The sequence below is a fragment of the Type-F symbiont of Plautia stali genome, assembly GCF_059731105.1.
The window spans coordinates 1,164,805-1,178,509 of the sequence record NZ_AP035909.1; the positions used below are offsets into that span (position 1 = coordinate 1,164,805).

Sequence of the window (13,705 nt, forward strand, 5' to 3'; positions counted from 1 at the left end):
CTTTTTGCCTCTCAGCGAAAAATTACTTCGCTTTACCCTGATTCGCAACGGCTGCGGCTTTCGCGGCAATCTCGTCCTGGTCACCCAGGTAGTAGCGTTTCAGCGGTTTGAAGTTTTCATCGAACTCATACACCAGCGGCACGCCGGTTGGGATGTTCAGTTCGAGGATCTCATCTTCGCTCAGGTTATCCAGATATTTAACCAGTGCGCGCAGTGAGTTGCCGTGTGCGGCAATGATCACTTTCTCACCGCTTTTGATGCGCGGCAGAATGGTGTCGTTCCAGTAAGGGATCACGCGGTCGATGGTCAGTGCCAGGCTTTCGGTGGTTGGCAGCTGCTCCGGGGTCAGTTTCGCGTAACGCGGGTCATGGCCAGGGAAGCGCTCATCAGCCCGATCCAGCTCAGGTGGGGTAACGGCAAAACCGCGACGCCACTGCTTAACCTGCTCATCGCCATATTTGGCCGCAGTTTCCGCTTTATCCAGGCCCTGCAGCGCACCGTAGTGACGCTCGTTCAGACGCCAGGTTTTCTCGACCGGCAGCCAGGCCTGATCCAGCTCATCCAGCACATTCCACAGCGTGTGAATCGCGCGCTTCAGTACAGAGGTGTAAGCGAAATCGAAAACAAAGCCCTCTTTTTTCAGCAGCTGACCCGCTGATTTGGCTTCGCCACGACCTTTCTCAGAAAGGTCAACATCATACCAACCGGTAAAGCGGTTTTCGTTGTTCCACTGGCTTTCGCCGTGTCGCACCAGAACCAGCTTAGTTACAGCCATAGCTTAACTCCTTAATACTGTGATGTTTCTGTGAGATTGGAAACCTGCTGCTGCCCGCCTGACACGCGAGCGGATTGCGCCATACCATAGCGGAAAAGCGGGCAGCGCGTAAGCCTGTGTGTGACGCACTGCGCGTTTTTCAGCCAGAAGATCAGCGTGGCGTGAAGCGATAGCGCGTCACCGATTCCCAGCGATCTCCCGGTTGCAGCCAGCAATCGGGCTGAGGCCACTCAGCATGATTGGGCGAATCCGGTAAAAATTCACTCTCCAGCGCAATGCCCTGAAATGCAGTATAGCTCTCCTGCTCGCGGGCACGGGTCCCGGCCAGATAGTTGGCAGAGTAGAACTGCAGGGCCGGAGCGGAGGTGGTGACGCTGAGCTGCAGTCTGCCATCTTCTGACCAGAGTTCTGCGGCAGGCTGGCTGTCATCGCCTGCGCTGTTGAGCAGAAACGCGTGGTCATACCCCTTCACCGCCCGCTGGTCGTCGTCTGTCAGGAAATCCTGCGCGACCGTTTTCGCCTGCCGGAAATCAAAGCTGGTGCCGGCCACGGCTTTCAGCGGCGCATTGGGAATCCCTTCGCTGTCGACCGGCAGATAGTGATCTGCGTGCAGTTGTAAGCGATGCTGGCGGGCGTCGCCATGATGCGCATCAAGGTTAAAGTAAGCGTGGTTGGTCAGGTTGACCGGACAGGGCTGGTCGCAGCGTGCTTCATAGCGGATGCTCAGGCAGTTCTGATCGTCCAGATGATAGTGCAGGTCGGCAATCAGGTTACCGGGATAGCCCTGATCGCCATCCGGCGAATCCAGGCGGTAGTGCACGTCGCTGTCTGACTGGCTGACAATCTGCCAGCGACGTTTATCAAACCCTTCCGGGCCGCCATGCAGCTGATGCGCGCCCTGGTTCGGCACCAGCTGACGGTTGATTGTGGTCAGTTTTGCACCGGCGATGCGGTTAGCGTAACGGCCCACCGTGGCACCGAGATAAGCATCCTGGTGCAGATAGTCAGAGGGGGTGGCGCAGCCAAGCAGCGCTTCACGCACCGTGCCATCCTGCATCGGGACGCGGGCGGAGAGCCAGGTTGCGCCCCAGTCCATAAAGGTCGCCAGCATGCCGTTGGCATTGCGCAGCACCGTGATGCGCCACGGCTGACCGTCGGGCGCGTGAGAGTTGACGTCATTCAGCATTGACCGGCTCCTTCAGAGGCTTTGCAGACGTAGAAGGTCTCTTTGATGCCGGTCTGCGCTTCATACTGCTCCGCAACGGCGGCTTTCACCTGATCCACCCGATCCAGCGGCATCAGCGCGACGATACAGCCGCCGAAGCCGCCGCCGGTCATGCGAACGCCCCCGTGCTCACCGATTTGCGCTTTTACGATCTCCACCAGCGTGTCGATCGGCGGCACGGTGATCTCAAAATCGTCACGCATGGAGGCGTGCGACTCGGCCATCAGCTGACCCATACGGGAGAGGTCGCCCCGGCTCAGCGCATCGGCGGCTTCGAGCGTGCGGGCATTCTCGGTCAGAACGTGACGCACCCGCTTAGCCACCTGCGGGTCCAGCTTCGCCTCTGCCGCTTCAAACTCCGCCAGCTCAACATCACGCAGCGCTTTTTTGTTGAAGAAGCGCGCGCCCGCTTCACACTGCTCGCGACGGGTATTGTATTCGCTGCCGACCAGAGTGCGGCGGAAGTTGGAGTTGATGATCACCACGGCGATATCTGCCGGCATCGACACCGGACGGGTGCCCAGCGTGCGGCAGTCGAGCAGCATGGCGTGATCTTTCTGGCCCAGCGCGGAGATCAGCTGGTCCATGATGCCGCAGTTGCAGCCAACGAACTGGTTTTCTGCTTCCTGACCGTTAACCGCAATCGCCGCGCCATCCAGCGGCAGGTTATAGAGCTGCTGCACCACGGTGCCGACCGCCACTTCCAGCGAGGCAGAGGAGCTGAGGCCCGCGCCCTGCGGAACGTTGCCGCTGATCACCATGTCGATGCCACCGAAATCGGCATGACGCCGTTGCAGATGTTTCACTACGCCGCGCACATAGTTCGCCCACATCGGCTCCTGCACGCTGACGATCTCTTCATCGAGCGAAAAGGTGTCCTGGGCATTCTCATAATCCGCCGCGACCACGCGAATCTGGCGATCGTCACGGCGGGCGCAGGCGATCACCGTCTGGTAGTCAATGGCGCAGGGCAGCACAAAGCCGTCGTTATAATCGGTGTGCTCACCAATCAGGTTGACGCGACCCGGTGCCTGAATGGTATGGGTGGCGGCGTAACCGAAGGTGTCTGAGAAAAGCTGCTGCGTGATGGTTTTTAAGCTCATTGTTGTGCCTCACGGAAGTGAACGTCGCTGACAGAACGCAGACGTTCCGCCGCCTGTTCCGCCGTTAAATCGCGTTGGGTTTCGGCCAGCATTTCATAGCCGACCATAAATTTGCGTACCGTTGCTGAACGCAGCAGCGGCGGATAGAAGTGGGCATGCAGCTGCCAGTGATCGTTGGCTTCGCCGTTAAACGGTGCGCCATGCCAGCCCATAGAGTAGGGGAAGGAGCACTGGAACAGGTTATCGTAGCGGCTGGTCAGCTGTTTCAGCGCCAGCGCCAGATCGGTACGCTGTACTGCGCTGAGATCGGTCAGACGTCTGACGTGCGCTTTCGGCAGCAGCAGGGTTTCAAACGGCCAGGCGGCCCACCACGGCACCACGGCAAGCCAGTGTTCGGTTTCCACGACGGTGCGGCTGCCATCCTGCTGTTCACGCGCCAGGTAATCGACCAGCATCGGTGAACCCTTTTTCGCGAAGTAGTCGCGCTGGTGGTCATCTTCACGCTGCGCTTCATTCGGCAGGAAGCTGTTGGCCCAGACCTGACCATGCGGATGCGGGTTGGAGCAGCCCATCGCCGCGCCCTTGTTCTCAAACACCTGCACCCAGGGATAGTGCTGACCCAGCTCAGCGGTCTGCTCCTGCCAGGTGCGCACCACCTCTTCCAGCGCGCTCAGCGACATCTCCGGCAGGGTTTTGCTGTGATCGGGCGAAAAGCAGATAACCCGGCTGGTGCCGCGTGCGCTTTCACAGCGCATCAGCAGATCGTCACTCTCAGGCGCGTCGGGGGTGTCGGTCATCAGCGCGGCAAAGTCATTGGTAAAGACGTAAGTGCCGGTATAGTCCGGGTTTTTGTCGCCGGTGATGCGGGTGTTTCCGGCACAGAGGAAGCAGTCCGGATCATGGGACGGCAGCGTGTTAACCGCCGGGGTCTCCTGCGCGCCCTGCCACGGCCGTTTGGCCCGATGAGGAGAGACTAAAATCCATTGATCAATCAGTGGATTGTAACGGCGATGCGGATGATCGACCGGGTTGAATTTGTCCATGTGAGGTCCTGGTAAGCGTCAAAAGCCAAAGAGGCATCGGTAAAAATTAGCACATCAGCGCGCCCGAAAGCGTGATCAAGTCTGGATAAATGGTATCGTTTACACAAGCTGAAAATTCTTATTTGGTGGCATTGCGTGCGGTGCAGGAGGGTTAAAGGTGAGAAGGAATGGTAACGCTTACACAGTAGGGCTGTAAAACGCCGCTGTCGCGGCGTCAGGGCTGAGGAGAGAACGTTAGCGCAGCGTCTCCTGCTGATAGCGATAGCCATCGTCCTGAGGGACAAAACTCAGGCGATGCGTGATGCAGGCCGGCGCATCTTCGGCGTGATGCGAAACAAACAGCAGCTGGGTACGTCCTTCGCCAATCAGGACATCGACAAAGCGCCTCACCAGCTGACGGTTAATCGGATCGAGTCCCTGCAGAGGCTCATCCAGAATCAGCAGCGTCGGGTGTTTAACCAGCGCGCGTGCGATCAGCACCAGCCGCTGCTGTCCCCACGACAGGGAGTGGAAGGGGGCATCAGCCAGACGGTTGTCCATGCCGAGCAGAGCCAGCCATTGCTGGGCCAGCGCTTTCTGCCGGTCAGACGCCGCCTGATAGAGACCGATAGAGTCGAAGAAGCCCGACAGGATCACCGTACGCACATTGGTGCTGACGCGATAATCCAGGTGCAGGCTGCTACTGACATAGCCGATATGCTGCCGGATGTCCCAGAGGGTTTCGCCACTGCCACGGCGACGGCCAAACAGGGTCAGGTCATTGCTGTAGCCCTGAGGATGATCGCCGGTCACCATACTGAGCAGAGTTGATTTACCGGCACCGTTCGGACCGGTGATCTGCCAGTGTTCGCCTGGATTGACCTGCCAGTTCAGCCCGCTGATGATGGGCCGATCGTGGTAAGAGACGGTGCCGTTGCGCAGAATGACGCGCGGCGCATCATCGGCCAGGGCGGGCAGGGCATCCGGCACATCCGCCTCCGGCAGCGCCATACCCAGCAGCTGTTCACTGTGCGCCAGCTGTGCCACCAGCGCTTCCGTCAGAATCGTCTGGCGCGCGCCGCTGTGTGTCAGGTTACACTCCGCCAGCACGCCCACCTGCCCGATAAAATCGGGAATATCATCAAAGCGATTGAGCACCAGCACCAGGGTGAAATCGGGCTGCTGCAGGCTGCGCAGGGTGTCGGTCAGGCTGGCGCGCGACGCCACATCCAGCCCGTCAAACGGCTCATCCAGAATCAGCAGGTCAGGCTGGCTCATCAGCGCCTGGCAGAGCAGCGTCTTGCGGGTTTCACCGGTAGAAAGATATTTGAAGCGACGTGAGAGTAGGGATTCAATGCCAAACTGGCGGGCAAACTGTTCGCACCGTCCGGGGTGCTGCCCCTCCATCTGGATGACATCGGCCACCGTGAGCCCGGTATCCTCTTCGCCTTCGCTGAGCATATCGGTGTTGTTGCGTTCCCACTCCTGTGCCACCAGAGACTGCAACTGCTCCAGCGACAGCCTGACCGGTCGTCTGAACGTGCTGCTGACCGAACCGGAGAGCGGCGGCAGCTCCCCGGAGAGCGCGCGCGCCAGAGAGGATTTGCCGCTGCCGTTGGCGCCGACAAACGCCCAGCTCTCGCCGCGTTGCAGTTCCACCTGATTCAGGCGCAGTAACCGGGTATCGCTAAGACGAAACGTGCCTTGCGAAATATGCAATGAAGCCATAATCTGTTCCGTTTTTTGCATCGTGTTACTGCGTTGTAACCTCTGCCGGTAGTGATGTCAAATTCCCCGCTAGAGCAGGGTGGCAACGATGGCGTTCTCCGCATTAAAGCTCGCGGTCACTGCGTCGCCCGGCTGCAGCTTCAGCTGCTGCAGCCGCTCGCGGGTCAGGGTGGCGCACAGGGTTTCGCCGCTGGCGATCTGCAGCAGAACTTCACTTTTGCCGTCGCCCGGCTCAATGGCGCTGACGGTGGCCGCCAGCTGGTTGTCATCCCCGGTGGCATCCCGGCTGATATGAATCCAGGGGGCTTTGATCAGCACCAGCACCTCTTTACCCGCCGCCAGCTGAAGACGATCGGCGCTGCGCTGCGTCAGCGCCACGTTAAGCTGCGTGACCCCATCGGCCAGCTGAATCAGCAGATGCTGCACCACCTGCTGCGCGTCATTGCTCATCACGGTGCCAAACAGCTGGTTTCGGGCGCTGGTCTGCAGGGAGAAGCGGGCGATCGCCGCCAGCATGCTGTCGAGCGGCAGGGCATCCTGCTGCAGGGCATCAAAGGCCTTCTGCTGGATCTGCTCCATCAGCTGAAACAGCTGGATCAGGCGTTCACCGTAGCGGGTCAGCGTCGCGCCGCCGCCACCTTTGCCGCCGGTGGCCCGCGCCACCAGCGTTTCATCCGCCAGCTGGTTCATCTCGTTAATCGCATCCCAGGCGCTTTTATAACTGATGCCCGCCAGCTTTGCTCCCTGACTGATTGAGCCGGTTTCCCGGACCCGTTTCAGCAGCTCGATACGACGGGGATCGGCAAACAGTTTCTGTTGTAAACGGATGTGAAGGGACAGTTCGGCTTCCATGACAGCTCCGGCAAAGGGTTAACGCGTGTGGAGGCCGATGATAGCGGCGTTTCGTGACCAAAGTAAAAGCACGAAAAGGGCTGCGCAAAATTTTCCTGACCCGTTACAATCACTTTTTTATTCTCAGAGTGAGACTCCCGATGCTGGAATTACTGAAAAGCCTCGCCGTAGCCGTCCTGATGGTGCCTGTGGTGATGGCGCTGATGCTGGGTATCATTTATGGCCTGGGTGAAGTGTTTAACGTCATCTCAAAATTTGGTCATCGCGAAAAATCCTCCGCCCGTTCGCACAACTGATTTCTGCCCCGCCCGCCTCTCTGCGCGGGCGCGGTCATTTTTATCCCGCCCCCCTTCATCCTTCTCTCTCTGCTGCCGATAATTTATCGGGATGCCGTGATAATGCGTTATATTATCCGCTACACAACGAATAGCCGGAGAAGATCATGTCACACCATTACACTCGCTGGGGCGTCGCGGCGCTGGTCACTTTTTCACTGGCCGGTCAGGCGGTTGCCGCGGATAATATTACCGTGTTTGCGGCGGCCTCACTGACCAATGCCCTGCAGGATATTGCCAGCCGTTATCAGCAGGAGAAGGGCGTGAACGTCGTCGCTTCGTTTGCCTCCTCTTCCACGTTGGCGCGCCAGATTGAACAGGGGGCCCCTGCCGATCTCTTTATCTCTGCCGATCAGCAGTGGATGGACGATGCGGTCGCTAAAAACAGCATGATGAAGAGCAGCCGTTATACGCTGCTGGGCAACGATCTGGTGTTAATCGCCCCGCGCAGCGCCGCGGCAAAAGCGGTTACGCTGGACAAGCAGACGGACTGGAAAAACCTGCTGCACGGTGAACGTCTGGCGGTCGGCGACCCGGATCACGTGCCGGCGGGACTCTACGCCAAAGAGGCGCTGCAGAACCTGGGGGCCTGGCCGCAGGTCGCACCGGTATTAGCCCCGGCTAACAACGTGCGGGCAGCGCTGGCGCTGGTCGAGCGCAACGAAACGCCGTATGGCATAGTGTATGGCTCCGACGCCGTGGCCAGCGAAAAAGTGCAGGTCGTGGGGCATTTCCCGGCCAGCAGCCACAAACCGGTGGAATATCCCATGGCGATCGTTAACGATCACAACCGCGCCGCCGTTAAGGCGTTTTATGACTACCTGAAAGGGCCGGAAGCGGCGGCTATCTTCAGACACTACGGATTCACACCGACGAAATGATACTCAGCGATCCCGAATGGCAGGCGGTACTGCTCAGCCTCAAAGTTTCTGGCATTGCCGTGCTCGGCAGCCTGCCGTTTGGCATCCTGATGGCCTGGATTCTGGTGCGCTGCCGTTTTCCCGGCAAAGCGCTGCTCGACAGCCTGATCCATCTGCCGCTGGTGCTGCCGCCGGTGGTGGTGGGGTATCTGCTGCTGATTACCCTGGGCCGGCGCGGCATCATCGGTGAAAAGCTCTATGAGTGGTTCGGTTTCAGCTTCGCCTTCAGCTGGCGGGGGGCCGCACTGGCCTCCGCGGTGATCGCTTTTCCGCTGATGGTGCGCGCCATCCGGCTGGCGCTGGAGGCGGTCGACAGCCGGCTGGAGCAGGCGGCGCGCACCCTGGGGGCTGGACGCTGGCGGGTTTTCTTCACCATTACGCTGCCGCTGACCCTGCCTGGCGTGATTGTCGGGACGGTGCTTGCCTTTGCCCGCTCGCTGGGTGAGTTTGGCGCGACCATCACCTTTGTCTCCAATATACCGGGCGAGACCCGCACCCTGCCGCTGGCGATGTTTACCCTGATCGAGACGCCGGGTGCAGAAGGGGCGGCGGCGCGCCTCTGCGTGATCGCCATTGTACTGGCGCTGGCGTCGCTGCTGGCGTCGGAATGGCTGGCCCGTGCCGGTCGTAAGCGGATGGGAAGCTGATGCTGTCACTCAATTTTATGCAGCAGCAGGGCGATCATCACTTAGAGGTCGACCTGCAGATCCCGGCCAGCGGGATCACGGCCATCTTCGGCGTCTCCGGGGCCGGTAAAACCTCGCTGATCAACGCGATCAGCGGCCTGACTCAGCCCCAGCGCGGACGGATAGCGCTGAATGACCGGCTGCTGTTCGATGCGGAGCAGGGGATATCGCTGCCGCCGGAAAAGCGGCGTATCGGCTATGTCTTTCAGGATGCCCGGCTCTTTCCCCACTACCGGGTGCGCGGCAACCTGCAATATGGCATGGCGCCCGCGATGAAAGCGCAGTTCGACACCCTGGTGTCACTGCTGGGGCTGGAGGCGCTGCTGCCACGCTTTCCGCTGTCGCTGTCGGGCGGCGAGAAGCAGCGGGTCGCCATTGGCCGTGCGCTGCTGACCGCACCGGATATGCTGCTGCTGGATGAGCCGCTGGCGTCACTGGATCTGCCGCGCAAACGCGAACTGATGCCTTATCTGCAAAAGCTGGCGAAGCAGGTCGATATTCCGATGCTCTACGTTTCGCACAGTCTGGAGGAGATCCTGCAGCTGGCCGATAACGTGCTGGTGCTGGATGCGGGGCGGGTTAAAGCCTTCGGACCGCTGGAGCGGGTCTGGAGCAGCAGCGCGATGCGTCCCTGGCTGCCGATGAGTGAACTGACCAGCGTGCTGCGGGTGCAGGTGCTGGAGCAGCATCCCGACTACCCGATGACCGCGCTGTCGCTGGGCGATCAGCATATCTGGGTCAGCCGGGTGAATCAGCCGGTGAAGACCCCGCTGCGCATTCGCATCGCCTCGGCCGACGTTTCGCTGGCGCTGCAGCCACCCCAGCACAGCTCCATCCGCAACATTCTGCCCGCGCAGGTGGTGGAGCTGGTGGAGGTCGGCGACCAGGTTGAGGTGAAGCTGCGCATCGGCATCAGCGAACTCTGGGCGCGCATCACGCCGTGGGCGCGGGATGAGCTGGGCATCCGGCCCGATCAATGGCTCTATGCCCAGATTAAAAGCGTCTCGGTGACGCCCTGATTACAACACGTACTGATGGAGGGTATCGGCAATGGCGGTTTCAAGGTTCGTGCCGATCACCTTCTTCGCCCGTGCTTTAATCGCCTCGTCGGCGTTGCCCATCGCCACCCCCAGTCCGGCCGTTTCCAGCATGCTGAGATCGTTGTAGTTGTCACCGAAGGCGATCACATCCGACATGCTCAGGCCCTGTGATTCAACCCACTGCGCCAGTCGTTTGCCTTTGCTGTTGCCGCCGCGAGCGATATCCACCTGATCGTGCCACGACCATTCGCAGGCCAGCCCCAGCTCCGTTTCCACCTGGCTGGCGAACTGCTGCAGTTCCGGAATGTTGGTATGCGACAGCGCAAACTTCCAGATCGAACCGGCGTCGCGCGCCGCCTGAGCGAGGTCAGGCACCTGACGAAACAGCGGGCGCTGGTGGGCAGGGAGTGATTCGGTCCACTTCAGGGTGCGCGTCACGTGTCCGGTCGCCGTCTGATAGAGCATCGCATCATCCACATAGAGCAGGCCGTGAATCCGCTGCGCGTTCAGCCTGTCGATCACCTCAAGGGCGAGTTGCGGATCGAGCGGGTCGGACGCCAGCACCTTTTTCGCCTGATAATCGTACAGATAAGTGCCATTACAGCAGATCGCAGGTGTATCCAGCTGTAACGCCTGATAAAAAGGATGGATGGCGCAGTGATGGCGTCCGGTCACGATAACGACGTGAATACCCGCCTGGCGTGCCTGGTTCAGCGCCTCGATGGACTGCGGCAGAATCGTTTTGGCGGGGGTCAGCAGTGTGCCGTCGAGGTCGAGGGCAATTACACGGTAGCTCATTAATCCTTCCATTCATCCGGGTTTGCGAGGGCTAAAGTCTACACCTGACCGCGGCCCGGAGACAAAAAACAGGGCACAAATGATTCCAGCGTCCGGCAATAAAACGCGCTACAGTGATTGACAGTTCATGATCAGGCAGCAAAAAAGGAGAATGCATGAAACAAGTTGTCTACACCGCCAGTCCCGAGAGCCAGCAGATCCACGTCTGGCAGATGAATGATGAGGGTGGGCTGACGTTGCTTCAGGTGACCGATGTCGCCGGCCAGGTTCAGCCGATGGTGGTGAGTCCGAAGCGCGATTTTCTCTATGTCGGTGTTCGTCCCAATTTTCGCGTGCTGGCATTCCGTATTGCCGCAGACGGCACGCTGACGGAAGCGGGCCAGGCGCCGCTGCCCGGCAGTCCGACCCACATCTCCACCGATCATCAGGGGAAATTCCTGTTCTGTGGCTCCTACAACGATGCCTGCGTCAGCGTCAGCCCGATTGGTGAGGATGGCATTCCGCAGGCGCCGCTGCAGGTGATTAACGGACTGGAGGGCTGTCACTCCGCCAACATCGACAATGACAATAAGACGCTCTACGTGCCGGCCCTGAAGCAGGATCGCATCTGTCTGTTTGCGCTGGGCGCAGACGGTCAGCTGACGCCGCGTGAGCAGGCGCAGGTGACGACGGTCGAGGGTGCCGGTCCGCGTCACATGCAGTTCCATCCGGGCGGGCAGTACGCCTACTGCGTGAACGAACTCGACAGCACGGTTGAGGTCTGGGCGTTAAATCAGGGCGGGGGAGAAGCCGAGAGCGTGCAGACGCTGGACATGATGCCGCCGGACTTCAGCGGCACGCGCTGGGCAGCCGATATTCACCTGACGCCGGATGGTCGTTTCCTCTATGCCTGCGATCGCACCAGCAGCACGCTGGCGATCTTCAGCGTCAGCGAACTGGGTGATGAGCTGACGCTGGAAGGGTTCCAGCCGACCGAAACGCAGCCGCGCGGCTTTAATATCGACCACAGCGGACGCTATCTGGTGGCGGCGGGGCAGAAGTCGCATCACATTGAAGTCTATGCCATTAATGAACCGAAAGGGCTGTTAGAGCCGCTGGCTCGTTATGCCGTGGGCCAGGGTCCGATGTGGGTCGTGATCCACTCGCTGCAGGCGTAACCTATCCTGAAAAACGCCTCTCCTGAGCAGGAGAGGCATTCAGAGGGCGGAAAAACGCAAATCCGGGTGCCTCTGACCGCGATGAATCCGCTCAGCATGCAGGGAACACGGTCAGAAGAAGAAAGCGTCCCCTGTTACTGATAGTTCGCGGTCAGCGAGGCGCTCGCCAGAGCGTGGAAATGCACATTAAAGCCGACCATCGCGCCACTGGCGCCTTCATCCACTTCAATCGTCTCCACATCCAGCGCATGCACGGTGAAAATGTAGCGATGGGTTTCGCCCTGCGGCGGTGCTGCGCCACCGTAACCCGCCTGACCGAAATCGGTACGGGTCTGCACGGCGCCTGCAGGCAGCGCCGCTTTGCCGGAACCGGCACCCTGCGGCAGGGAGGTGGTGCTGGCCGGGATGTTCGCCACGACCCAGTGCCACCAGCCGGACCCGGTCGGGGCATCCGGATCGTAGCAGGTCACAACAAAACTTTTGGTGCCCGCCGGTGCCGCTTCCCAGGCCAGATGCGGAGAGATATTCTCGCCGTGATAACCCATGCCGTTGAAAACATGCTTCTCAGGCATCTTCTCGCCGTCATTAAAATCCTGACTAAAAACGCGCATCACATCTCCTTAACTGTCGATGAATAGCCTTTCATCATAACCAAAAGCGCAGCCAGTGCCAGCGGTCAGCCTGCTCAGGAGACAAAATGGTGCGGATGATCCAGCGCGCCGGCAATCGCAGCGGTCAGCCGGCTTAACGCCGGTGGCGTGATGATGTAGGGCGGCATCAGGTAGATTAAGCGGCCAAACGGGCGGATCCAGACCCCCTGTTCCACAAAGAACTGCTGCAGCGCCGCCATGTTGACCGCCTGATGCGTTTCCACCACGCCAATCGCGCCCAGCACGCGCACGTCGGCCACCTGCGGCGAGTGGCGCAGCGGCAGCAGTTCAGCCCGCAGCTGCTGTTCGATGTTTGCTACCTGGCATTGCCACTCTCCTTCCGCCAGCATCTTCAGGCTCTCCGACGCGACCGCGCAGGCCAGCGGATTGCCCATGAAGGTCGGGCCATGCATGAAACAGCCTGCCGCACTGCGGCTGATGGTGTCTGCCACTTCGCGGGTGGTCAGGGTGGCCGCCAGGGTCATCATGCCGCCGGTGAGCGCCTTGCCGACGCAGAGAATATCCGGGGTGATGCCCGCGTGCTCGCAGGCAAAGAGCTTGCCGGTGCGGCCGAATCCGGTGGCGATCTCATCGGCAATCAGCAGCACGCCGTAGTGATCGCACGCCTCCCGCACCTGCTGCAGGTAGCGCGGATGATAAAAACGCATGCCGCCAGCGCCCTGCACAATCGGCTCCAGGATCACCGCCGCCAGCTGCTGATGGTGTGTCTCAATCAGCCGGGCAAAATCCTCAAAGTCCTGGCTCTGCCACGCATCGTCAAAGCCGCAGGCCGGTGCCGCTGCAAAGCGATGTTCCGGCAGATAGCCGCGCCACAGGCTGTGCATGGAGTTCTCAGGATCGCACACCGACATCGCCGCAAAGGTATCGCCGTGATAGCCGCGCTTCAGCGTCAGAAAGGTCTGGCGCGTCTCACCGCGGCCCAGCCAGTATTGCAGCGCCATCTTCATCGACACTTCCACCGCCACCGAACCGGAGTCCGCCAGGAAGACGCACTCCAGCGCCTCAGGCGTCATCGCCACCAGCTGGCGGCAGAGCGCCACTGCTGCCGGGTGGGTGATGCCACCAAACATGACGTGGGACATCTGTGCAACCTGCGCGGTCAGCGCCTGGTTCAGACGCGGATGGTTGTAGCCATGGATCGCGGCCCACCAGGAGGACATGCCATCCACCAGCTCACGGCCATCGGCAAGTTGCAGCGTAACCCCGCGGGCGGCCACCACGGGGTAGCAGGGCAGGGGGTCCTGCATGGAGGTGTAGGGGTGCCAGATATGCTGGCGGTCAAAACGGGCATCTTCAGAGGTGAACGCGGTGAGGGTCATCGGAGTTGTAAACCAAAATAAAAAAATATAGTTTACAAGTATACCCCTGCTTTCTGTCGGGATGACACCCTTTT

Annotated in this window: 14 protein-coding genes; 5 read left to right on the forward strand and 9 right to left on the reverse strand. The window is 60.3% G+C overall.

The genetic code is table 11. The features are described from left to right. Positions 1 to 22: 22 nt before the first annotated feature. The 6 genes from gpmA to modE all read right to left on the reverse strand — a co-directional run bounded on the left by gpmA (position 23) and on the right by modE (position 6,705). Positions 23 to 775, reverse strand: coding sequence for a 2,3-diphosphoglycerate-dependent phosphoglycerate mutase (gpmA, locus tag AC6I7A_RS05445; protein WP_009091367.1), 753 nt, complete (start codon positions 773 to 775; stop codon positions 23 to 25). Positions 776 to 926: 151 nt separating this feature from the next. Beyond that, positions 927 to 1,961: a galactose-1-epimerase gene (gene galM, locus AC6I7A_RS05450; RefSeq protein ID WP_058958450.1), complete on the reverse strand. Its 1,035-nt coding sequence runs from the start codon at positions 1,959 to 1,961 to the stop codon at positions 927 to 929. Next, the gene (gene galK, locus AC6I7A_RS05455) at positions 1,955 to 3,103 is read right to left on the reverse strand and encodes a galactokinase (protein ID WP_058958449.1); all 1,149 of its coding nucleotides are present in this window, start codon (positions 3,101 to 3,103) and stop codon (positions 1,955 to 1,957) included. Before galK ends, galM begins: the two co-directional genes overlap by 7 nt. Next, positions 3,100 to 4,146 (reverse strand): galactose-1-phosphate uridylyltransferase, encoded by a 1,047-nt coding sequence (gene galT, locus AC6I7A_RS05460; RefSeq protein WP_058958448.1) that lies wholly within the window; start codon positions 4,144 to 4,146, stop codon positions 3,100 to 3,102. The genes galK and galT overlap by 4 nt, the downstream gene beginning before the upstream one ends. Positions 4,147 to 4,380: 234 nt before the next feature. Continuing rightward, on the reverse strand, positions 4,381 to 5,853 hold the full coding sequence (modF, locus tag AC6I7A_RS05465; protein ID WP_058958456.1) for a molybdate ABC transporter ATP-binding protein ModF: 1,473 nt from the start codon (positions 5,851 to 5,853) through the stop codon (positions 4,381 to 4,383). 69 nt (positions 5,854 to 5,922) lie between these two features. Beyond that, positions 5,923 to 6,705: a molybdenum-dependent transcriptional regulator gene (gene modE / locus AC6I7A_RS05470; RefSeq protein ID WP_009091358.1), complete on the reverse strand. Its 783-nt coding sequence runs from the start codon at positions 6,703 to 6,705 to the stop codon at positions 5,923 to 5,925. Between the two features lie 140 nt (positions 6,706 to 6,845). Here modE and AC6I7A_RS05475 point away from each other — a divergent pair, with 140 nt between their 5' ends. The 4 genes from AC6I7A_RS05475 to modC all read left to right on the forward strand — a co-directional run bounded on the left by AC6I7A_RS05475 (position 6,846) and on the right by modC (position 9,665). Next, a complete protein-coding gene (locus tag AC6I7A_RS05475) occupies positions 6,846 to 7,001 on the forward strand; it encodes an AcrZ family multidrug efflux pump-associated protein (protein ID WP_009091356.1) in 156 nt (51 codons plus the stop codon). A gap of 146 nt (positions 7,002 to 7,147) precedes the next feature. Beyond that, entirely contained in the window at positions 7,148 to 7,921 is a 774-nt protein-coding gene (gene modA, locus AC6I7A_RS05480; RefSeq protein ID WP_058958447.1) for a molybdate ABC transporter substrate-binding protein, read from the forward strand. Beyond that, on the forward strand, positions 7,918 to 8,607 hold the full coding sequence (gene modB, locus AC6I7A_RS05485) for a molybdate ABC transporter permease subunit (protein ID WP_058958446.1): 690 nt from the start codon (positions 7,918 to 7,920) through the stop codon (positions 8,605 to 8,607). Before modA ends, modB begins: the two co-directional genes overlap by 4 nt. Further along, on the forward strand, positions 8,607 to 9,665 hold the full coding sequence (modC, locus tag AC6I7A_RS05490; RefSeq protein ID WP_046101443.1) for a molybdenum ABC transporter ATP-binding protein ModC: 1,059 nt from the start codon (positions 8,607 to 8,609) through the stop codon (positions 9,663 to 9,665). The genes modB and modC overlap by 1 nt, the downstream gene beginning before the upstream one ends. Here the strand turns inward: modC and AC6I7A_RS05495 are convergent, their stop codons facing one another. After that, entirely contained in the window at positions 9,666 to 10,484 is an 819-nt protein-coding gene (locus AC6I7A_RS05495) for a pyridoxal phosphatase (protein ID WP_058958331.1), read from the reverse strand. Between the two features lie 155 nt (positions 10,485 to 10,639). Here AC6I7A_RS05495 and pgl point away from each other — a divergent pair, with 155 nt between their 5' ends. Then, a complete protein-coding gene (pgl, locus tag AC6I7A_RS05500; protein WP_058958330.1) occupies positions 10,640 to 11,641 on the forward strand; it encodes a 6-phosphogluconolactonase in 1,002 nt (333 codons plus the stop codon). 134 nt (positions 11,642 to 11,775) lie between these two features. On the opposite strand, the gene AC6I7A_RS05505 is transcribed toward pgl, so the two are convergent. Both AC6I7A_RS05505 and bioA read right to left on the reverse strand, forming a co-directional pair. Further along, entirely contained in the window at positions 11,776 to 12,252 is a 477-nt protein-coding gene (locus tag AC6I7A_RS05505; protein ID WP_058958329.1) for a kinase inhibitor, read from the reverse strand. Positions 12,253 to 12,326: 74 nt separating this feature from the next. Next, positions 12,327 to 13,631, reverse strand: coding sequence for an adenosylmethionine--8-amino-7-oxononanoate transaminase (gene bioA, locus AC6I7A_RS05510; RefSeq protein ID WP_058958328.1), 1,305 nt, complete (start codon positions 13,629 to 13,631; stop codon positions 12,327 to 12,329). Between the last annotated feature and the right edge of the window lie 74 nt (positions 13,632 to 13,705).